The organism is Bacillus cereus group sp. BfR-BA-01380 (assembly GCF_022663535.1).
GTDB classification, from domain to species: domain Bacteria; phylum Bacillota; class Bacilli; order Bacillales; family Bacillaceae_G; genus Bacillus_A; species Bacillus_A cereus_BB.
The window spans coordinates 86,867-106,992 of record NZ_JAKUFS010000014.1 but is presented as its reverse complement, the minus strand read 5'-3'; the positions used below and the strand labels follow the sequence as shown (position 1 = coordinate 106,992).

Below are 20,126 nucleotides of genomic sequence, written 5' to 3'. Positions count from 1 at the left end.
TTCTAACTTGGCTACATTATACAAGGCAACCAAGAAAAAAACCAGCATAAAAAGTGCTGGTTAAAAATCAAAATAATTTCGCTTTAATAAACGAGGGCGTTCCATGAGCTCTGTATATGTGACTTGTTTTGGCAAATCGTTCGTATAAATCAAAAAGAGCTGATCTTCAATTTCTTTCACAATATCCTCTGATTGATAATGCATTCCGCAAGTTGAACATGCGATACAAGGTGTTTCTTCAATTGTAATTGTTTGTGTTCCATCTGGTAATTCCCAGTATACAGTATTTACACTTTCAATTGCTTCTTCACCTTCACACCACATACATCTCATACTGCATCTCCCTCAGTATTTGTACTCTCATTTAATTTTGTCATTTGCGCTTGATATTTTTTATCTTTCAATTGATCACGCTTTTCACGTTTATCTTTTAATGAAGCATGTGTCGTATTTGTTTCATAATCTTTGCGGCGATTCATACGCTGCAAGCCTTCTGGTACAAGATTAAACTTCTTATCGCTCATCAGTGCTGCTATACCAACATCAGAGCGCTTTTCTTCATAAGTAGGATAAATTTCTTTGAAATATCCTTCTGCTCTGCCTGCTACGTAATTCTCTGGCTCTGGATACGTTGTAATAACACCTTCAAAGTTGCGAAGAACAACTTTGTCAGCACTTTGTGAAATAATGTAGTTTGGCTGAACAGCGATTTTACCGCCGCCGCCTGGTGCATCTACAACAAATGTTGGCACTGCATAACCAGATGTATGTCCGCGTAACCCTTCAATAATTTCAAGACCTTTAGAAACTGGTGCACGGAAATGGCCAATTCCTTCAGATAAGTCACATTGATAAATATAGTAAGGACGTACGCGAATTTTCACTAAATCGTGCATCAATTTTTTCATAATTGGTACGCTATCGTTAATACCTGCTAAAATAACAGCCTGGTTTCCAAGCGGTACACCTGCATTCGCCAGCATTTCACAAGCAAGTTTAGATTCTTCTGTAATCTCAATAGAAGTATTAAAATGTGTATTTAACCAAACTGGATGATATTTCTTAATGATATTGCATAGGTTTTCCGTAATACGCTGCGGAAACACAACAGGAGCTCTCGTTCCAATACGGATAATTTCCACATGCGGAATTGCACGTAAGTTCTTTAAAACGTACTCTAAAATGTTATCGTTAATGAGAAGTCCATCACCACCAGAAATTAACACATCACGAACTTGCGGCGTTTCACGAATATAAGCAATCGCTTCGTCTAATTGCTTCTTTGGAACTCCCATTCCAATTTGTCCACTAAAACGACGACGTGTACAGTAGCGACAGTACATAGAGCATTGATTTGTTACTAGGAAAAGAACACGGTCTGGATAACGATGTGTTAATCCTGGAACTGGTGAGTCTTCATCTTCATGAAGTGGATCTTCTAAATCGTACTTCGTTTTATATAATTCCTCTGAAATCGGTACAGATTGCATGCGAATTGGACAACGTGGATCATCTGGATTCATAAGGGATGCATAGTATGGTGTAATGTTTAATGGGATTGTTTTTGTTGAAATTTTAACACCTTCTTCTTCTTCTGGTGTTAAATGAATTACTTTCTTTAAGTCATCTAATGTTTTAATTGTATTTGTTAACTGCCAAATCCAATCATTCCATTGCTCCTCTGTAACATCTTTCCATAGTTCTATCTCTTTCCAATGACGTTTTGGTTTATATACGTCGTGTAACATTGCTATTCCCCCTTTTTCAAACGCTCACTAATTATTAAAGCAATAATCATGCCAACTTTAACGGTTACATCTAGATTTTGATTCCTTTCTACTCGTACAACCTTGACTATCACAAGCTTCTTTACTATAAAAATATCTTTTTATACGAAAATAAAATAAAAATACCCCTTTAAAAAAACGGAATTTTCTTTACTTTTATATATGTAAGCGCTCATTTATTGGTGCAAATGCACAAAAAGCTGCCAATTATTCGGCATATTTCGCATACTTATTTAATTTATACTGCAATGTTTGTCTTGGAATGCCTAACAACTTTGCAGCTTGCAAAACATTCCCTTTTGCCTCTAACATCGCTTGTTCAATCAACTCTTTCTCCGTTTTATAAAGCGCTTCCCGAAGCGGTAATATCGGCTTTTTCTGCGGATGCGGCGTTTGTCGAAACGAACGCGGTAAACAAGATAGTGTTAACATTTTTTCTTCTGCTACAATGACCGCATGTTCAATCATATGCTTTAATTCACGTACATTACCTGGCCAATGATACTGAAGCAATCGCTCTTTTGCATCTTCATCTATACCAATCACATTCTTTTTATATTCTTTGTTATAAGCCTTCAAAAAGTGCGGGGCTAACAATAAAATATCTTCCTTTCGCTCGCGAAGCGGCGGAATAAATAAAGAAAACACATTTAATCGATAATATAAATCTGTACGAATTTTATTTTCACGAAGGCACTCATCTGGAGGTTGATTCATTGCTGTAATTACGCGTACATCAACTTTTCTTGTTTTATTATCACCGATACGGCGAATGACACCATCTTCTAATACGCGAAGCATTTTTGCTTGTAAATCTAACGGCATCGAATTGAGTTCATCTAAAAATAATGTACCACCATCCGCAAGCTCAAATAAACCTGCGCGCTCTATTGCACCTGTATAGCTCCCTTTTATTGTTCCAAACAGTAAACTCTCAAGTAATGATTCTGGCAAAGCAGCACAGTTTTGAGCGATAAACGCGTTATTTCTTCTTTTTGATGCTTCATGTATTGCTTGTACAAATAACTCTTTTCCCGTTCCTGTTTCACCGTAAATCAGTACGTTCGCATTCGTAGTCGCAACCTTTTGTGCCAGCTGTTTCGTCTGTAAAAAACGCTTATCATTCGTTATAATCGTATCGAACGCCACATGTCTGTATGGTGCTTTTTTCGCTGGTGATCGCTTCATTTTCGACTGCAAGTCAGCAATTTTTTCTGTCAACTTTTGAATAGTAGAATAATCTTTTGCAATTTCAACAGCGCCAGCAATACGTCCTTCTATAAAAATCGGTAGTGTTGTATTTACCGTATAAACATCTTCTCCACTTTGATTTTGGTATCGCTGCACTTGATGCAGGATTGGCTTTTTCATTTGCAATACCTTTAACAGTGTACTCGTTTCTGGCGTTAACGAAGGAAATGCCTCTAATAAATACTTACCAAGTACATCTTCTACATTCGATCCGTCATGTTTTGCTGCTACTGTGTTATAAAAAATAGTAACCCCATTTTCATCTACTGCGTGAATAGCTTCATCAATGCTACTTAAAATCGCTTCAATCACTTCTTGTGTTGAAATCGCCAGCAACGTACTCCCCTCCTTCGCTCAAAAATCAGCAATTATTGTGCCAGATTTTGAGCACCTACCGCTAAAATGAAACTCCCATCAGCGAGGACTTTTTCTCCCCCACTTATGGAAGTTGAACAAATTGATTCTTTTCGAACCTTTATTTCTCTCTTATACGATCTACTAAATACGTGATAAATCCTTCGCCCAAACGTTCATATCTTCTAACTTATCAAAAATATAACAGTTATTTGCGAGCCGGCCTGTGTACGTATATCCAAGCTGATAAAACGCTGCGTTCATACCAAATGAAAGTGCACGTGCGATTGTATATGAACAAAAAATACCTCTCTCTTGCAGTTCTTCTTCTAACTTCATCAGTAAACTTTTCATAAAACCATGCTTCCGATACTCTGGTATTGTTGCACAATTTGTTAATTCTGCATTTCCTTCTTTTACGTTTATTTCTGCTGAAGCGGTGCTTATAATCTTTCCTTCCGTTTCATACACGTAATAAATTGTATCTTCCTTCATCGTTTTCACAATATAATCGACTTCATTTAAAGGTGTTGGATAGATCTCAAATACTTTTCCAAATACGTCTGCAAGCTGCTTTGCATCTTCTTCCGTTGCTTTTCGCAAAACAAACTGTGCTGGTATTTCTTTTTCTATTACTTTCTTCGCAATTACACCACTTACAATTTCATCTTCCTTCACCCACTGCACACTATTTCGGCGTTCATCATCCCGATATTTCACCATAAAATGTGCATCATGCCCCTGGAAGTATTGCGGAATACTTGCTTCTAGTATAAAGCCAAGAGAGAGCCACTCAGAAACGTGCTCTCTCTTTCCTTTTATAATTAATTTCGTGAAAGAATGAGAGTTTGCGAGTTCTTCAACTTTATTCATTACTTGTTCGACATTTCCCTTATAATGGTCAACTCGAATGCGTTTATTAAAATAATCTAACGTGCCTTCTACTGTATAGTACTTCGTCTGTTCTGCAAATTCTTCGTAATATTTCATTTGTCCACCTCGCACCAATCTAGCAGTGTACATGCAATAACTTTTGCTGCTGCAATCATTTTATCAATTTCAATATATTCATTTGGATAATGTGCGACTTTCGTTTCACCTGGACCAAATACGATCGTTGGAATATTTGCGATTTGTGTAAATAACCCTCCATCTGTTCCCCACGGTGATGCCTCAATAATTGGCTCTGTACCTTCAATATGTACAAAATTATCCTTTAGCGTCGTGATAAGCGGATGTGTTTCTTCTAATTCACCAGGAACCCATCGTGCGCCAAACCATTCCACTTCTACTGGATATTCTGTAAACCATGGATCTACCTGATTTAACTGCCCTACCCAATTTTCAAATTCTTTTTTTGCCTCTTCCATACTTTCATTTGGCGCAACACCATATCTTCCTTCTAAAGTAAGAAAATCAGGCACAGAACTTGGCCAGCTGCCACCTTCAATTTTCCCGATATTAATCGGAATTGGAATCGGGATTCCTTTATATAACGGATCTGTAATCCGTTCATTTCGTTTTTCTTCTAGCTTCCTCATGTGCTCTACAACAAACATACTTTTTTCAATAGCACTTACACCTTCATAACGTGTCCCGCCATGCGCAGCTTTCCCTTTTACGAATAAACGAAACCACATTGAACCTTGTTGTTTCGAGAAAAATTTCATATTTGTCGGTTCTGGGATAATCACACCATCTGCCTCGTAACCTCGTAAAAGTGCCGCAAGCGTGCCTGCCCCGCCGCTTTCCTCTTCTATTACACTTTGAAAATATACATCTCCTTTTAGAGAAATACCTGTTTCTACAATTGCTTCTATCGCCAACATGAGCGATACATTACCGCCTTTCATGTCAGTTGTGCCGCGTCCATATATACGATTTCCAACTTTTTCTCCTGCATACGGATGATGCTGCCACTGATTCAAATCTCCTTCTGGCACAACATCGATATGACCATTTAAAATCATCGACTTTCCGCCGCCGCTTCCCTTTAGAGTTGCCACAATATTCGGGCTATCAGTAAAGTTTGTGCGCGGTGAAACGAAATACGGATGATCTTTCATTTTCGTAAACGATGGCTCCCAAATATCCAAATCTAAACCAAGCTCACGCAGCTTTTCAATTACAACTGCTTGCGCACCACTTTCATCTCCACTCGTACTTTTTTCTTGAATTAAACGTTTTAATAATTTCACACTCATATTTTCATGACTTTCAATATATTCACACACTTGTTTTTTATATTGCTCCAATTGTTACATCTCCTTTCAGTCAATCACTAATAAAGACGGACTTACATGAAAAGTAGCTTCTGTACATTTTTTTACATCTTCTACTGTGAACGGACTCATTAATTCTTGCAGCACTAATCCTTCTGGCGTTACTTCCATTACTGCCATATCTGTAATAATTATGTCCACACATCGTTTTGATGTAAGCGGCAGCGTACACGCTGAAACAATTTTTGATTTTCCATATTTATCAACATGATTCATTACAACAACAACACGTTTTGCCTTTTGTGCTAAATCCATGGCACCACCAATCCCTGGTACACGCTTACCTGGTACAATCCAGTTTGCTAAGTCACCTTTTTCACTTACTTGCAGTGACCCAAGAATGGTAATATCAAGTAATCCTTTTCGAATCATCCCGAATGCTGTGCTACTATCAAAATAACTAGCTCCAGCAATAATCGATGTTGGCAGGCCGGCTGCATTACATAAATTTTCGTCCTCTTCCCCTTTTATCGGTGTTGGCCCCATACCAACAATGCCGTTCTCCGCATGAAACATAACATGTATATCATCTGGCAAATGATTCGGAATAAGAGATGGGATGCCGATCCCCAGATTCACAATCATTCCGTTTTGAATTTCCTTCGCAGCGCGCTTTGCAATTTTATTGCGAACATCTACTCCCATGCCCATTTCCAATTCACTCCTCCCGATGGAACGATATAATCAACAAATACACCAGGCGTTATAATTTCTTCTGGATCGAGTTCCCCAAGAGGAACAATTTCTTCAGCCTCTACAATCGTAATATCTCCAGCCATTGCGACATGTGGATTCATATTGCGTGCACTTTTATCAAACACGAGGTTTCCAAACGGATCTGCTTGTTTTGCAAACACGATGGACACTTCTGCGGTTAGTGCGGTTTCAATCAAATATGTCTTCTCATTTATTTCAACTGTTCGCTTTCCTTCTTCTACAATTGTATCCACCCCAACATCAACAAGAACACCACCTAGTCCGACTCCTCCAGCTCGAATTCGTTCTGCTAATGTACCTTGAGGGGAAAATTCAATTTGCAATCTTCCTTCATTTAACTGCCGTCCTGCATTTGGATTTGAACCGATATGCGATGTAATTAACGACTTTACACGCTCATTTGTCACAAGACGGCCAATTCCAACATCAGGAAAACCAGTATCGTTACCGATTAAATGTAAATCATGAATTCCTTTATCTAAAATCGCTTGAATTAAAGAGGGAGGAGAGCCAATGCCTCCAAATCCGCCAAACATAAGCGTCATCTCATCATGAAAATATGGTATAACATCCTGTATTGTTTTTAACTTTCCAAATGTATTTGTAATAGTTGTCATACGATACTATGCCCTCCTTTTTGCGTCATTTCCTCTACACTTTTCGCAAAAATATGAAGTAATTCATCCAGCTCTTCATATGTAGTCGTAAGCGGCGGCGCAACTAACAATGCACTATCTTCCTTACCTGCTTGCCCCGATACAGCTTGATATAAAAGAAGACCATTTTTCGCTGCAACCGAAATAAGTTCAGATGCCTTTGTAAACGGTTGCAATTCTACTCCAATCAGAAAACCTTTCCCACGTACATCAGCAATAATTGTCGATTCTTGCTGCACCTTTTGCAGTCCCGCGATTAAATACTCTCCTTTTTCAGCAGCCGCTTCTGGTAAACGATGCTTCTCTGTATATTCAATCACCGCTAAAGCTGTCGCTGCGGAAAGTGGATTTGCACTCAGTGTATGCCCACTCATTACAGAACGAGAACCACGCAGAATTGGTTCCATCACGCGATCACTTACCATAGTTGCTGCAATTGGTGTATATCCAGCTCCTAACCCTTTCCCTAGCGTCATAATATCTGGCTGAACACCCCAATGTTCCATCGCAAACCATGCCCCAGTGCGGCCAAGTCCTGTCATAACTTCATCAGCAATAAATAAAATATCATAATGCTCACAAATGTCCTTAATCACCTTATAATAATCTTTTGGTGGTACGATTGCTCCCCCAGCTGCACCAATAATCGGCTCCGCAATAAATGCCGCAATATGCTCTGCTCCAATACGTTCAATGGATCGCTCTAACTCTGTTGCACACGAGAGCTGACACGTCGGGTACAACTTTTGTACTGGACAACGGAAGCAATACGGTGCTGGTAACGTCGGATAATCTTCCAAAATGGAAACAAAGCGTTGTCTACGCAGTGGATGCCCAGACATAGATAATGCTCCCATCGTAATTCCGTGATAACTCATCCAACGCGACAAAACTTTATGTTTCCCTTGAATACCACGCTCTTGAAAATGTTGAATTGCAACCTTCATTGCCGTTTCATTTGCCTCTGTACCGCTATTCACGAAAAAGCTCCAATTTAAATCCCCCATACTTAAATCGCTCAGCTTTTTTGCGAGCTTCTCTGCCGGCTCGCTCGTAAACTGCGAACGATATACAAAGGCAATCTCCTCCGCTTGCTGCTTAATAACTTCTGCAATCTCCGTTACACCATGTCCGATACTTGCTGTAATCGCTCCTGACGAACCATCAAAATATTTATTACCGTTTTGATCATATAAATAAACACCTTTCCCATGTGAAATCATCGGATACGGTTGACCAACAAGTGGCTTAATTAAGTAATCACGCATGACGTTACCCCCGTTTCTTCAACTCATATATATGTATGTAGAAAATCGATTCTTCTTTCATAAAAAAAAGAACTCTCTGCCTAAGCAGTGAATCTATTAGAAAGCCTTTATTATAGAATATAAAAATAAATGCATAAAAAACGAAATAGAAAGAAATTTCAGAAATAACAATCGATAAGTGAACAACGTTCTCTCTACATCCCTCCCCATCCAAACGAAACCAACAACTAAAAATCCCTTACTCCTCTCTTCTAAAATAGCATTTGAAGTGAAAACATGTTGCTAATGTGTAAAATTCGACAACACTCCGAGGAATTTCCTTCTTGCTTCTTCATTTTGTTTCCTATACTTTCAAACAAATTTAGACAAAATTTTCATAAAAAGAAACTCGTCCTATGATAAGACGAGTTTCTTCTATAATATATATTACCCCGCTACAACTTTTTCTCTTTTCTCTGTTTTCGTTGTTAAGTGTTCTACGATATTACGAGCAATATGAACACCACATGCGCTTGCTTGTGCTAATCCGCGTGTGACTCCAGCACCGTCTCCGCCTAAATACAGGCCAGAAATTTCTGATTCAAAATGTTCGTTTAGTTTTGGTCTTGCGGAATAGAATTTCGCTTCTACACCGTAAAATAATGTATGTTCAGATGCAATACCTGGTGTGACATGATTCAATGCTTCTGTCATTTCAATTAAGCTTTTCATTGTATTGTATGGCAAGACAAGACCTAAGTCTCCTGGTACTGCTTCTTTTAATGTCGGCTCAAGAAACCCTTCTTGAATACGCTTCGGTGTAGAACGGCGACCTTTTAAGATGTCTCCATACTTTTGTACCGTAACCCCGCCCATTGAAATACGATTTGCTAAGCGTGATACTTCATGTGCATATTCGTTCGGCTGATCGAATGGCTCAGAAAATTGATGTGATACTAAGAGCGCAAAGTTCGTATTATCACTACCTAGCGCAGGATCTTTGTACGCGTGACCATTCGCTGTCATAATACCAGAGTGATTTTCAACAACGACGTGACCGGACGGGTTACTACAAAATGTGCGTACTCGCGTTCCTACAGATGTGTTGAATACGAATTTCCCTTCATAGAGATGCTTATTTATTTCTTCCATCACAATATTTGAAGTTTCAACGCGAACACCGATGTCTACTTGGTTCGTGCTCATTTTTAAACGGCGTTTTTTCATAATTTTTGTGAGCCAAGCAGATCCATCCCGACCTGGTACAATGACTACTTTTTTCGCAGATAGTATTGTTCCATCTTTTAAAACAATTCCGCGTATGGTATGTTCATTCTCTTCTTTTTCAGTTACGATGTCGTCTACTTCCACTTTAAATTCCATGTCAATTTTCTCTTTTAAATATTCAAAAATGCTTTTTAAAATTTCTAAGTTTTGTTCTGTACCTAAGTGACGAACTTGTGCGCGCAATAGTTTTAACCCTGCTGCATAAGCACGTTTTTCAATATCACGAACTTCCTCCGTTAATGGATCTGTAATTGATGTAGTTGCGCCGTGTGCTAAGTTAATTTCATCTACATATTTGATTAAGTCCATTACTGTCAATGGAGATAAATAATCTGTCATCCAACCACCGAATTCACTTGTAATGTTAAATTTCCCATCTGAATATGCTCCTGCTCCGCCGAAGCCATTTGTGATTGAGCAGGCTGGTAAACATCCTGCATATCCTTTCTTTCCAGCAGCAGGCGGACATTTCGTTATTTTCTTCTGAAGAATCGGACAATTACGTCGATATATATCATGTCCTTTATCAATTAATAGCACTTTTGCATCTGGCATTTTACCAATTGTTTCATAGCTAGCAAAAATTCCCGCAGGACCTGCACCTACAACAATTACATCATAGTTCGTATTCATCTATTCATTCCCCCATTGCATTCCTTAGAAAACCCTTACTAAAGGTATCATGTTCCATTTGGGATGTCAACACAATACACGAACAATATCGAACATCAACTTTTTAACGTTCGTAAAAAATCGAGGTTTTTTATGTATTCCCAATAAAAAAATCATTTAAAACAAGAAAGAACCGATTAATTTATCCCGCATTACTAGACAGTAAAACCCCCACCTCAAGGTTGAGAGAGGCAAAGAAGCTAGGTGGAGGATAACTGCTGGCATGCGCCCGATTGGGCAGGATTTCCAGCAGCGGGGGATAAGCTCCCCACTGATGGAAATTTCACTTTATTATTAATCGGTTCACCATGACGCTCTTTCTGCATAACTAGAAGCGTACGCAAGTAGCTCCAATAATAATTAATAAAATAAACAACACAACAACAATCGCAAATCCATATCCAAATCCACAGCCTCCAGCGCCAAAACCGCAGCCTCCAGCACCAAAACCACCGTAGCCATACCCACAGCCAGAACCTGGATATCCTCCACCGTAACCCCACATAGTTTTTCACTCCTTACATCCATTTAAAATAGTTTACATTTACAAAATATGTAGGACAAACATCTTTTTGTATGTGTGTTTGCCTAGAAATAAAAAAAATCTCCAGGTTAGCTAGAGATTTCATCTACTTAAGACCTTTTTTGCATATCTTCTCCTTGTACATGCATATAGTTGTAATAATGATAATAGAGGGAGGCAAATCAATGAATTCATCTGAGGTAGAAAAATATGCCCAGCAAGCTGCAATGTATAAACAACTTGCTTGTTATTACAAATATACAAGTCCGCAAAAATATATGGAAGTATACTTAAGACACTATGAGGCGATGAAACAATTTGTACAAGCTTACGAGCAAAGCCGTGTATCACTACCATATTCAAGCGAGCAATCATTACCCTCTTACGTTCGAATCTTACACGCTTCTCCTGATTCATCTGCTATTGATATTGTCATAAATGGACAAAAAGTAGTAAAAAACATTTCGTTTAAGCAGTATAGTCCCTATCTTTCACTTACACAAGGACAATACCGGGTTGATATCGTACCTGCTGGCGAGGAAACTCCCATCTTTTCAACTCTCGCTCCTGTAATGGGAAATCATGTATATACTCTTGCCGCAGTTGGTAATGTTGATAAACTTCAACTGTTAAATCTAATTGATAATACACCTCTTCCATACGGACAAGCAAAAATACGATTCGTTCATTTATCTCCTGATGCACCTCAAGTAGACGTAGCGTTAAAGGATGGGGAAAAACTGTTTGAAAAAGTTTCATTTAAAGAAGTAACAGATTATTTACAAGTGAGTCCTGGCGTAGCAGATATAGAAATAGCTGCTGCAGGAACAAAAAACATTATATTAACAATTCCTGAGGTGAAAATTGAAGAAAATAAAATTTATACGATTGTTACACTTGGTTATGTAAATAAATCTCCAAAATTGGAAAGTTTATTTTTGACAAATTGAATTTCCCATAAACACATAATCATATCTATATAAGTTAAAAAACGATATAAAACCTCCTTTCTTTTTAGGGAGGAGACCAGAGCTAGACAAAGATGTCGAAAAATAAAAATGAATATATATAATTTTATAAGGTAGCCTTTATAATATACAATCTCGTTATTTTATTATTCTGTAAATATAAAAAACAGAATAGAAAAAATACTCAATTTCTTTTATAATTATATAGGAATCTATATATTTCCAGGAGGTTGCTCATGACTCATTTTGAAGAAAATTTAAAAAAGTACGCGCAATTAGTTATACAAGTTGGGATTAATATTCAAGAAGGACAAACTCTCGTTATCCATGCACCTATTACATCTTCTCGCTTAGTTCGTGAATTATCAAAGCAAGCCTATAAATCCGGAGCAAAAAATGTCCATGTCGAATACTCCGATGAAGATTTAACATTAATTAAATACTTACATTCACCACTAGAAGGTTTAAAGGAATTCCCCCACTGGAAAGCAAAAGGACTTGTTGAATTAGCGAAAAACAATGCTGCTTTTTTATATATCAATGCGTCTAATCCTACTCTTCTTCAAGACATTGATGCAGAAAGACTAGCAATTGCTATGAAAACAAATGCATCTGGCATGAAGGAATTTAACGCATACCGAATTAGTAGTCAATGTAGTTGGTCAATTATCTCTGTACCAACCATCGAATGGGCCTCGCAAATCTTCCCTGAACTCAATGCCGAAGAAAGCGTCAATAAATTATGGGACCTTATCTTTACAACGACAAGAGTAACTGATGACAACCCAATACAAGCATGGCAAAAGCATATTCAATTATTAAATAGTAAAGCGCGTCATTTAAATAAGAGAAAGTATAAAAAATTACATTACAAATCTGATAAAACGGATTTAATGATTGAACTACCTGATAACCACAAATGGTTAAGTGCCCAATTTCAAAATAGATTACATACTCCGTTTATACCGAACATGCCAACAGAAGAAGTATTTACTGTCCCATTAAAAACAGGGGTAAATGGTGTAGTAAGAAGTACAAAACCCTTAAATTACGGCGGTACATTAATCAATGATTTCTCTCTGACTTTCCGTGAAGGAAAAGTTATTGATTATTCAGCCGAAACTGGCTATGAAACTTTGAAAAAATTACTGGAAACAGATGAAGGAGCCCTGCATTTAGGAGAAGTTGCGCTCGTTCCGCACAATTCACCTATTTCTAATACAGACGTTATCTTTTTCAACACATTATTTGACGAAAATGCATCTTGTCATCTCGCATTAGGCAGTGCACTTCCTATGTGTATTCAAGGTGGTATTAATATGAGCAAAGAAGGGCTTCGAGCAAACGGATTAAATGATAGCATTACTCATGTTGATTTTATGATTGGATCTGCCAATCTCGATATTGACGGCGAAACATCGGATGGAAAACTTGAGCCTATCTTTAGAAAAGGTAATTGGGCATTTTAATTTTTGTGTCAAAACATAAAAAATTTGAGTTTTAAATAAAGTGAAACTTTAATCAGTGGGGGTTTTCTTCATCCCCCACTGATTATTAGCCCTCACCAATCGGGCTTTTACGGGCAGTTTATCTCCCACCTAACTTCTTAAGAAAGGCGGAGGGGCGCTTTGTGCCTCGTCCGAGGGGGCGAAACGACCGAAGATTCTAGCCGCTAGAGCTGGACAACAAAGAAATGTGGAAGTGGCTCGTCCAAAATGCGAGAGGGATGGAGCTTCTGACATAGAGGTGTTTTTTACCTCGCAGGAAGAAGCGAAGCCACCGAACATTCTAGCCACTGGAACTTGACAATGCTTTCGCTGAATTTTGAGGTGGGAGTATTACTGCCCCCAAATAGCGGGATAAAAACGGCATGAAAAAACAGCAACTCATTTTATATCCATCACATTTTGATATGACAACAGTCAAAAAAACACACCGTTCAAAATGAGAACGGTGTGTTTTTCAATGTAACAAACTACCACACTATGGCATTTCTTAAAAAAATATATAAATCCATTTTAATTTTCCGGCATAAATGTCGCTGCTATACACGACCAGACGCCCTCGCTCTGCCTAAAAAGAAAGACGTTTTTAGGCGGGTTTTCAATTTGTATAGATTGTCAGTGCAAGTATCCACATCTCTACCATCATACATTTGACTGTATGCTATATTACTTTTTCAAACGAAATATGAAATTCTGTCCACTCTTCTGTTGACTTACATGTGATAGATCCCTTATGTTTCTCCACAATTTGTTTACAAACAAATAAACCAATCCCAGTTCCTAACTTTTTTGTAGTTACAAATGGTTCAAATATTGTTTCTATATTTTCCGGTGGAATCATTGGTCCATTATTTTTAATAAGAATATGTATTAACTCTTCGTCTTCGCACACATCAATAACAATTCTCTTACTTTCTTCCATTCCTTCAAGAGCGTCAATAGAGTTCATTAAGATATTTAAAAACACTTGCCTAACTTCACTTCGATATCCCATAAATGGTATTGGGTGCGACAAATTTTTCTCAATAGAAACATTTGCATTTACTAAACTCGGATATAAGAATTGGATAATATCATGAAATAAATCATTCAACCAAAATCTTTCTGCTTCATTCCACATTTCTTTTTTTGACACAAGTAAAAATTGCGAAATTCTAAAGTTTAATTGATCAAGCTCATGTGAAATAATATCTAAATATGGAAGATGCGGTTGATCTGATTTTAACAACTTTACAAATCCCATAATAGATGTTAGTGGATTGCGGAACTCATGAACAAAACTTGCTGACATTTGCCCTAATATTGTCAATCTCTCTTTATGTGTTTCGTTAATGAATTTTTGCTTTTCCTCTAAATTTTTCGATATAATTTCTGAGTATTTCAAAACCGTATAATAAATTAAACGATCAAAACAAATATGTATTTTTGCCATGATTGGTTTCAATTCACGAGCACTCACATCTAATTCACACATTGCTTCAAATAATTCATTACGTCCTACATTCGCATTATAAACAAAGTCGCCAATATTTGCATCTGCCCCCGCACGCTCAATGGCAATCTTCTCACATAATGGCCTAATAAGCTCAATACCTTTCTCATTCATAATAAGCTCAATCATTAATGATAACAATTTTTCTCCATTTTCAACAATTTCTTTTCTAAAAGGATCATTTTCTGAAATAATAATTTTGTTTTTCCAGTTCTCTACGAATAGCTGATTATTCATTTCTAAGTACGTACAAAACATTTTACTAATATCTTTATCGATCGGAAAAACCCCCATTCCCTCCATTTCCATACGAAAAACACCCTATATATTTTGAATATTAACACAAAAAACATTTTTCGTTAAGATAATATTGTCACATTTTGTTATTTCATGTTGATAAAATTTTTCAATATAGTATGTGAAATTATTTTTTTTTGCATCCTTTTCATTTTTTTCATACAATAGAAACAGGAAAGGTGTGAAAAAAATGGTAAATAAAAATGTGGAAGACTATCTTCAAGAAGGCATTCACGGACAAAAACAAAACAAACCTGAAGAGCGTAACAAGTTTTTAGGCACATTACGTGAACGTGTAGAAATTGCGTTAACGATCGGGCAAGTGATGCAAACAAACGTATATACAGAAATTAAAAACGGTATAGGTTCTTCTCAAAGATTAACATTGTATGTGAACGGTAGCATCGCTTATCCACATTTATCTAAATACATTAAATTAGCAAATGAAAAACAAGTGCCGTTTACAATTGTACAAAATAAAGATGCAAATACACCAATTGGACTTGTACTCTCACATGATACAGCAGTGGACAAAGAACATATTTATGTGGAAGATGAGATTTATAAGCAAGAGATGAACTGACAAAATACGCCCGACTTCTAACCGGGCGTATTTTTGCGAATTCTTTATGATAAACAAAAAACCTCCCCATATAGGAAAAGGTTATGAACTGACTTGTTCTTGAAGTGAGACATGTTGCTTTGCAACTTCTACAGGCTGCACCGCAAGCTGCTTCGTTACTTCAATTTGCTTAATGTAATGGCCATCTAATTCAACAATACGAAATTTATAATTTTCAATATCAATACTATCACCTTGTTCAATTTCAAGATGTTCTGTTAAAATCCAACCTCCAATTGTATCCACGTCTCCATCGTCAATTGAAAGCCCTAATAATGTATTGACTTCACTAACAAGTACTTTTCCTTCTAAAATTGTTTTTGTTTCGCTAATGCGCTGAATCTCTGGCTTTTCATCTGTATCAAATTCATCTTGTATGTCACCAACAATTTCTTCTAATATATCTTCAACTGTTACAAGTCCAGAGGTTCCACCGTATTCATCCACTAAAATCGCCATATGTGTACGTTCACGCTGCATTTTTACAAACAAATCATGAATAGCAATAGATTCAATAATTTGGATAATCGGACGAGCATACTGTACAACAGTTTCTTTATTTGTACCATCATGTTTCACAAAATCTGTAAAAATATCTTTAAAGTTTACAAAACCGATAACATGATCCTTATCTCCATCAATGATAGGATATCTTGTATACTTCTCATTTGACATCATTTTCATTGCTTCCATAACAGATTGTTCTTTTTCTAAAATTACCATTTCTGTACGCGGAACCATAATTTCTTTCGCAATTCGATCGTCAAATTCGAAAATTTTATTTACATATTTATATTCTGATTGATTAATTTCACCATTTTTATAACTCTCTGATACAAGCATACGTAACTCTTCTTCTGAATGCGCTGCTTCATGCTTCTGCATTGGTTTAAGCCCAATCATTCTCGTAACAATACGCGCGGAACCATTCAATGTCCAAATAAACGGATACGCAAGTCGGTAGAAAGAAATAAGCGGTCTTGCAATTGCTAAGCTAATCCCTTCCGCCTTTTGAATTGCCAACGTTTTCGGAGCTAACTCCCCTACCACGACATGAAAAAAGGTAATAAACATAAAAGCTAAAAAAACCGATAGGACAGTTGCCACCGAGGGAGGCACTTCCAATCTTATAAAAATCGGATCAAGCATACGTTTAACCGCCGGTTCTCCTAGCCATCCAAGGCCGAGCGCTGTCAATGTAATCCCTAGTTGACACGCTGATAAATACTCGTCTAAGTTTGTAATGACTGTTTTCACAGCAATTGCACGTTTATTTCCTTCTGCAATTAAATAATCGATGCGCGAGCTCCTAACTTTGACAATTGCAAATTCAGACGCAACGAAGAAAGCAGTTAAGGCAATTAAAACAATCACCATACTTATACTAAATATGTCCAAATACGTTTCCTTACTCACTTTGTAAGTAAGGAAGCCACCTCCTAATTGTTTTATTCTAAAGAAAAGACTTCTCTAACAATCTTACAAGTTTCTACACTAGCAATCACCTTTTATACATTATATGCATGCATAAAAAAGATATTTACGTTTATGATAACGAAACTTATACTCTCCGTCAAATAAGAGAAACAACTGAAATTATATAAATACAAATCAAAAAATCGACATAAAAACCCTCTTTCTTTTTAAGCTGGCGAGAGCATCTGGCCATGCATAGAAGCGGTCAGGGCCTAGGAGGCAGATATCGAAAAATTACAATAGATATATACAGACAATTTTTTCATTTTCGAGATGTTTCCTTCCTAAAAAAAATTATTTTTGTGAAAAAGCACTTTCTTTGCCGATTCCTCACTTCTTTTGTCAAGCATGCAGGGAACAAAAAAGCTATCACGAAACCTTCTAACAATAAGACATAGGAGGGATTATTGTGGAATATAAAACGCCGATGATTGCCAAAACGTTAGATATTAGTCCAAAAGCTGTCATCCGCCTTGCGCAGCAAATTGGATTAGAATTAAAAAAGAATAAATTTGGACACTATGTTTTTTACGAAAAAGATTTACAGCAAATGCTTGAATTTCAGCACTCTACATCAAGTAACGAACATAAACCCTCTTCCTATCCTGCTGCTGAAGCAGCACCATCAAATGAAATGCAACAATTTATAAAAGAATTAAAACATATTTCCTTACGATTAGATCGGCTAGAAGAAAAATTACAAGAAAAGGCAGATGATGTTGTAAGCTATCAATTGTTACAACACCGTAATGAACTAGAAGAAATGCATACAAAAATTGAAAAATTAGAAGCGGCACTTAAACGAAAAGAATCTATCTATATTACACCAGAAGTCGCAGCGTCAAAACAAGAAGAAAAACCAAAGCGACGTAAAATGATTTTAAGTATTTTTGGATTTTAATATATATAATGAAAAAGGTGATGTTCATCGAACATCACCTTTTTCATTATGATAACATCGCTTTCATATCTTCTTCTGCTGTTGTAATGAGTTGTAAACGAAATGCGGCTTGTAACACTTGTAGTACACCTGGTGATATAAACTCCGGTGCTTTTGGACCGATACGAATATCTTGAATACCAAGGCTAAATAATCCGAGTAAAATGGCTACAGCCTTTTGCTCAAACCAAGACAATACAATGCTGACTGGTAGCTCATTCACTTCACATTGAAATGCTTCCGCTAAAGCGGCTGCAATTTTTACTGTTGAAATCGAATTATTACATTGTCCGAGATCAATATAACGCGGTATATTCGTTCCTGGCACAACGCCATAATCTACGTCATTAAATCGAAATTTCCCGCAAGATGTCGTTAAAATAACTGTTTCTGGTGGTAAGGATGTTGCTAATTCACGATAATATTCCCCACCTTTTCCAGGTGCATCACAACCAGCAATGACGAAGAAACGTTGAATTTTACCAGCTTTCACCGCATCAATAATTTCTGGTGCAAGCGATAATACGGTTTCATGATGAAATCCCGTTGTTAACTGTTCTTCTGATTCCATTTGTACATCTGGAAGCTCCAACGCCGTTTCAATAAGCGATGTAAAATCATTATTTTCAATTTTGCGTACTCCCTCTAATCCTGTAACATCATAGGAAAAGAAGCGATTTGCATATGTTCCTTTAATTGGCATCACACAATTTGTCGTTGCTAATATAGCTCCTGAAAATTTTTCAAATAAACGACGCTGATCATACCAAGCTTTTCCGATATTCCCCTTTAAATGCGCATATTTTTTCAACTGCGGATAACCATGTGCTGGCAGCATTTCAGAATGTGTATAAATATTGATACCTGTTCCATCTGTTTGCTTTAATAACTCCTCTAGTGCAAACAAATTATGTCCTGTAACAACAATCGCTTTCCCGTAAGCGCGATTTTGTGTAATTTGTACTGGTTCTGGTACCCCAAAATGATCAGTATGTGCCTTATCAAGTAATTCCATCACGCGAATCGCGGCTTTCCCGACTTTCATTGCCATATCTAAATGTTCTTGTTCATTAAAGTTTGAATTTGTTAACGTCATATATAACGCTTCATGCGTTACTGCATCTACAAATGGGTCTGTGTACCCGAGCTGTGCTGCATGGGTACGATATGCAGCAATTCCTTTTAAAGCAAAGACGATAATATCTTGTAAACTTGCAATGGTTTCATCTTTTCCACAAACTCCGATAATTTTACATCCTCCGGTAGACGTTTGTTCACATTGATGACAAAACATCATTCCCATCCCCTCTCTAGCAATCTGTATAGTGTAAGCGTAATACAAATTGCTATCGAAAGGTGTGATGATAATCACATGGAATGATGCAATTTTGTGACAATAATTACCTTGTTAACATAATGTTTTTACTGTTTTCTTTAATCAATGCTTGTGCATGTGCATTTCCTTGAATCACATCACGAAATTCTTTCAAAGAATACATATGCGTCAATCCTTTCATAACATGAATACGAACTGGTACACCTTGCAGTTCATCATTAACAGTCAATGCGTCATCGATTGGATCAATTGGAAACCCTAATGAACGTAAGTACATATACATACGCTTTGTTACAACCGCAATATACCACTCCACCTTTACTTCTAACGCATGTATAAATAAAATCGTCGCAAGTTGTTTAAATTGCCCACGACCGCGAGATGTTTTTGCAATACTTAACTTTCCAATTTCATACACATTTTTTAACCCTTTTATATATTCATTTTCAGAAAACGGATAAAAAAACTCGGAATTTGATTGTTCAGGTGTTGTATAATGTACACATTCAACAGTTCCGATATAATGATTGTCTTCTATCAATAAAAATCTTGAAGGTGTTAAATTTCGTTCTACAAACATTAAGTTTCGTTCTTCACAAAAATCTCCCCATAATTGTTCGAACCAAAAATGTTCTTCCTTTGTTTGAACACGTTGGAACATACTCCCCCGCCTTTCTCATCACCCTTTACTTTTGTTAGCGCTTTCATCACCTA

The 20,126-nt window shown here is 37.0% G+C and carries 18 protein-coding genes; 4 read left to right on the top strand and 14 right to left on the bottom strand.

Annotation, left to right across the window (positions count from 1 at the left end; translation table 11 throughout):
• Positions 1-60: 60 nt before the first annotated feature.
• The 10 genes from MR076_RS14615 to MR076_RS14570 form a co-directional block, all read right to left on the bottom strand.
• On the bottom strand, positions 61-333 hold the full coding sequence (locus tag MR076_RS14615) for a YokU family protein (protein WP_242221742.1): 273 nt from the start codon (positions 331-333) through the stop codon (positions 61-63).
• Positions 330-1,748 carry a lysine 2,3-aminomutase gene (gene kamA / locus MR076_RS14610; RefSeq protein WP_242221739.1) on the bottom strand — a complete coding sequence of 473 codons (1,419 nt, stop codon included), beginning with the start codon at positions 1,746-1,748 and terminating at the stop codon, positions 330-332. The genes MR076_RS14615 and kamA overlap by 4 nt, the downstream gene beginning before the upstream one ends.
• A 246-nt stretch (positions 1,749-1,994) precedes the next feature.
• Positions 1,995-3,374, bottom strand: coding sequence for a sigma-54 interaction domain-containing protein (locus MR076_RS14605; protein ID WP_242221737.1), 1,380 nt, complete (start codon positions 3,372-3,374; stop codon positions 1,995-1,997).
• 162 nt (positions 3,375-3,536) lie between these two features.
• Positions 3,537-4,382 carry a putative beta-lysine N-acetyltransferase gene (gene ablB, locus MR076_RS14600; RefSeq protein WP_242221735.1) on the bottom strand — a complete coding sequence of 282 codons (846 nt, stop codon included), beginning with the start codon at positions 4,380-4,382 and terminating at the stop codon, positions 3,537-3,539.
• A complete protein-coding gene (locus tag MR076_RS14595) occupies positions 4,379-5,647 on the bottom strand; it encodes a peptidase (protein ID WP_242221733.1) in 1,269 nt (422 codons plus the stop codon). The genes ablB and MR076_RS14595 overlap by 4 nt, the downstream gene beginning before the upstream one ends.
• A gap of 15 nt (positions 5,648-5,662) precedes the next feature.
• On the bottom strand, positions 5,663-6,325 hold the full coding sequence (locus tag MR076_RS14590; protein WP_242221813.1) for a CoA transferase subunit B: 663 nt from the start codon (positions 6,323-6,325) through the stop codon (positions 5,663-5,665).
• On the bottom strand, positions 6,310-7,008 hold the full coding sequence (locus MR076_RS14585) for a 3-oxoacid CoA-transferase subunit A (RefSeq protein ID WP_242221731.1): 699 nt from the start codon (positions 7,006-7,008) through the stop codon (positions 6,310-6,312). Before MR076_RS14585 ends, MR076_RS14590 begins: the two co-directional genes overlap by 16 nt.
• Positions 7,005-8,315 carry an aspartate aminotransferase family protein gene (locus MR076_RS14580; RefSeq protein ID WP_242221729.1) on the bottom strand — a complete coding sequence of 437 codons (1,311 nt, stop codon included), beginning with the start codon at positions 8,313-8,315 and terminating at the stop codon, positions 7,005-7,007. The genes MR076_RS14585 and MR076_RS14580 overlap by 4 nt, the downstream gene beginning before the upstream one ends.
• A gap of 426 nt (positions 8,316-8,741) precedes the next feature.
• Positions 8,742-10,214 (bottom strand): NAD(P)/FAD-dependent oxidoreductase, encoded by a 1,473-nt coding sequence (locus MR076_RS14575; RefSeq protein WP_242221727.1) that lies wholly within the window; start codon positions 10,212-10,214, stop codon positions 8,742-8,744.
• Positions 10,215-10,581: 367 nt separating this feature from the next.
• Positions 10,582-10,758, bottom strand: coding sequence for a YjcZ family sporulation protein (locus MR076_RS14570; RefSeq protein WP_242221724.1), 177 nt, complete (start codon positions 10,756-10,758; stop codon positions 10,582-10,584).
• Between the two features lie 203 nt (positions 10,759-10,961).
• On the opposite strand from MR076_RS14570, the gene MR076_RS14565 reads away from it, so the two are divergent.
• On the top strand, positions 10,962-11,726 hold the full coding sequence (locus tag MR076_RS14565; RefSeq protein WP_242221721.1) for a DUF4397 domain-containing protein: 765 nt from the start codon (positions 10,962-10,964) through the stop codon (positions 11,724-11,726).
• Positions 11,727-11,980: 254 nt separating this feature from the next.
• Positions 11,981-13,213, top strand: coding sequence for an aminopeptidase (locus MR076_RS14560; RefSeq protein ID WP_242221719.1), 1,233 nt, complete (start codon positions 11,981-11,983; stop codon positions 13,211-13,213).
• A 697-nt stretch (positions 13,214-13,910) separates the two neighbouring features.
• Here MR076_RS14560 and MR076_RS14555 read toward each other — a convergent pair.
• Positions 13,911-15,050 carry a BA2291 family sporulation histidine kinase gene (locus MR076_RS14555; RefSeq protein ID WP_242221718.1) on the bottom strand — a complete coding sequence of 380 codons (1,140 nt, stop codon included), beginning with the start codon at positions 15,048-15,050 and terminating at the stop codon, positions 13,911-13,913.
• A gap of 178 nt (positions 15,051-15,228) precedes the next feature.
• Here MR076_RS14555 and MR076_RS14550 point away from each other — a divergent pair, with 178 nt between their 5' ends.
• Complete coding sequence (locus MR076_RS14550) at positions 15,229-15,621, top strand: YueI family protein (protein WP_242221715.1); 393 nt, start codon at positions 15,229-15,231, stop codon at positions 15,619-15,621.
• Positions 15,622-15,702: 81 nt separating this feature from the next.
• On the opposite strand, the gene MR076_RS14545 is transcribed toward MR076_RS14550, so the two are convergent.
• Positions 15,703-17,058 carry a hemolysin family protein gene (locus tag MR076_RS14545; RefSeq protein ID WP_242221713.1) on the bottom strand — a complete coding sequence of 452 codons (1,356 nt, stop codon included), beginning with the start codon at positions 17,056-17,058 and terminating at the stop codon, positions 15,703-15,705.
• Positions 17,059-17,545: 487 nt separating this feature from the next.
• On the opposite strand from MR076_RS14545, the gene MR076_RS14540 reads away from it, so the two are divergent.
• The gene (locus MR076_RS14540) at positions 17,546-18,037 is read left to right on the top strand and encodes a chromosome segregation protein (protein ID WP_242221711.1); all 492 of its coding nucleotides are present in this window, start codon (positions 17,546-17,548) and stop codon (positions 18,035-18,037) included.
• Positions 18,038-18,083: 46 nt separating this feature from the next.
• On the opposite strand, the gene hcp is transcribed toward MR076_RS14540, so the two are convergent.
• Together hcp and MR076_RS14530 are read right to left on the bottom strand one after the other, a co-directional pair.
• Complete coding sequence (gene hcp / locus MR076_RS14535) at positions 18,084-19,370, bottom strand: hydroxylamine reductase (RefSeq protein ID WP_242221810.1); 1,287 nt, start codon at positions 19,368-19,370, stop codon at positions 18,084-18,086.
• Between the two features lie 106 nt (positions 19,371-19,476).
• Entirely contained in the window at positions 19,477-20,073 is a 597-nt protein-coding gene (locus MR076_RS14530; protein WP_242221709.1) for a hypothetical protein, read from the bottom strand.
• Positions 20,074-20,126: the final 53 nt, after the last annotated feature.

Excerpts from the sequence above, each read along its gene's own strand:
- MR076_RS14615 (WP_242221742.1), bottom strand. The coding sequence starts at position 333 with ATGAGATGTATGTGGTGTGAAGGTGAAGAAGCAATTGAAAGTGTAAAT.
- kamA (WP_242221739.1), bottom strand. The coding sequence starts at position 1,748 with ATGTTACACGACGTATATAAACCAAAACGTCATTGGAAAGAGATAGAA.
- ablB (WP_242221735.1), bottom strand. The coding sequence starts at position 4,382 with ATGAAATATTACGAAGAATTTGCAGAACAGACGAAGTACTATACAGTA.
- MR076_RS14590 (WP_242221813.1), bottom strand. The coding sequence starts at position 6,325 with ATGGGCATGGGAGTAGATGTTCGCAATAAAATTGCAAAGCGCGCTGCG.
- MR076_RS14585 (WP_242221731.1), bottom strand. The coding sequence starts at position 7,008 with ATGACAACTATTACAAATACATTTGGAAAGTTAAAAACAATACAGGAT.
- MR076_RS14580 (WP_242221729.1), bottom strand. The coding sequence starts at position 8,315 with ATGCGTGATTACTTAATTAAGCCACTTGTTGGTCAACCGTATCCGATG.
- MR076_RS14575 (WP_242221727.1), bottom strand. The coding sequence starts at position 10,214 with ATGAATACGAACTATGATGTAATTGTTGTAGGTGCAGGTCCTGCGGGA.
- MR076_RS14570 (WP_242221724.1), bottom strand. The coding sequence starts at position 10,758 with ATGTGGGGTTACGGTGGAGGATATCCAGGTTCTGGCTGTGGGTATGGC.
- MR076_RS14565 (WP_242221721.1), top strand. The coding sequence starts at position 10,962 with ATGAATTCATCTGAGGTAGAAAAATATGCCCAGCAAGCTGCAATGTAT.
- MR076_RS14560 (WP_242221719.1), top strand. The coding sequence starts at position 11,981 with ATGACTCATTTTGAAGAAAATTTAAAAAAGTACGCGCAATTAGTTATA.
- MR076_RS14555 (WP_242221718.1), bottom strand. The coding sequence starts at position 15,050 with ATGGAAATGGAGGGAATGGGGGTTTTTCCGATCGATAAAGATATTAGT.
- MR076_RS14550 (WP_242221715.1), top strand. The coding sequence starts at position 15,229 with ATGGTAAATAAAAATGTGGAAGACTATCTTCAAGAAGGCATTCACGGA.
- hcp (WP_242221810.1), bottom strand. The coding sequence starts at position 19,370 with ATGTTTTGTCATCAATGTGAACAAACGTCTACCGGAGGATGTAAAATT.
- MR076_RS14530 (WP_242221709.1), bottom strand. The coding sequence starts at position 20,073 with ATGTTCCAACGTGTTCAAACAAAGGAAGAACATTTTTGGTTCGAACAA.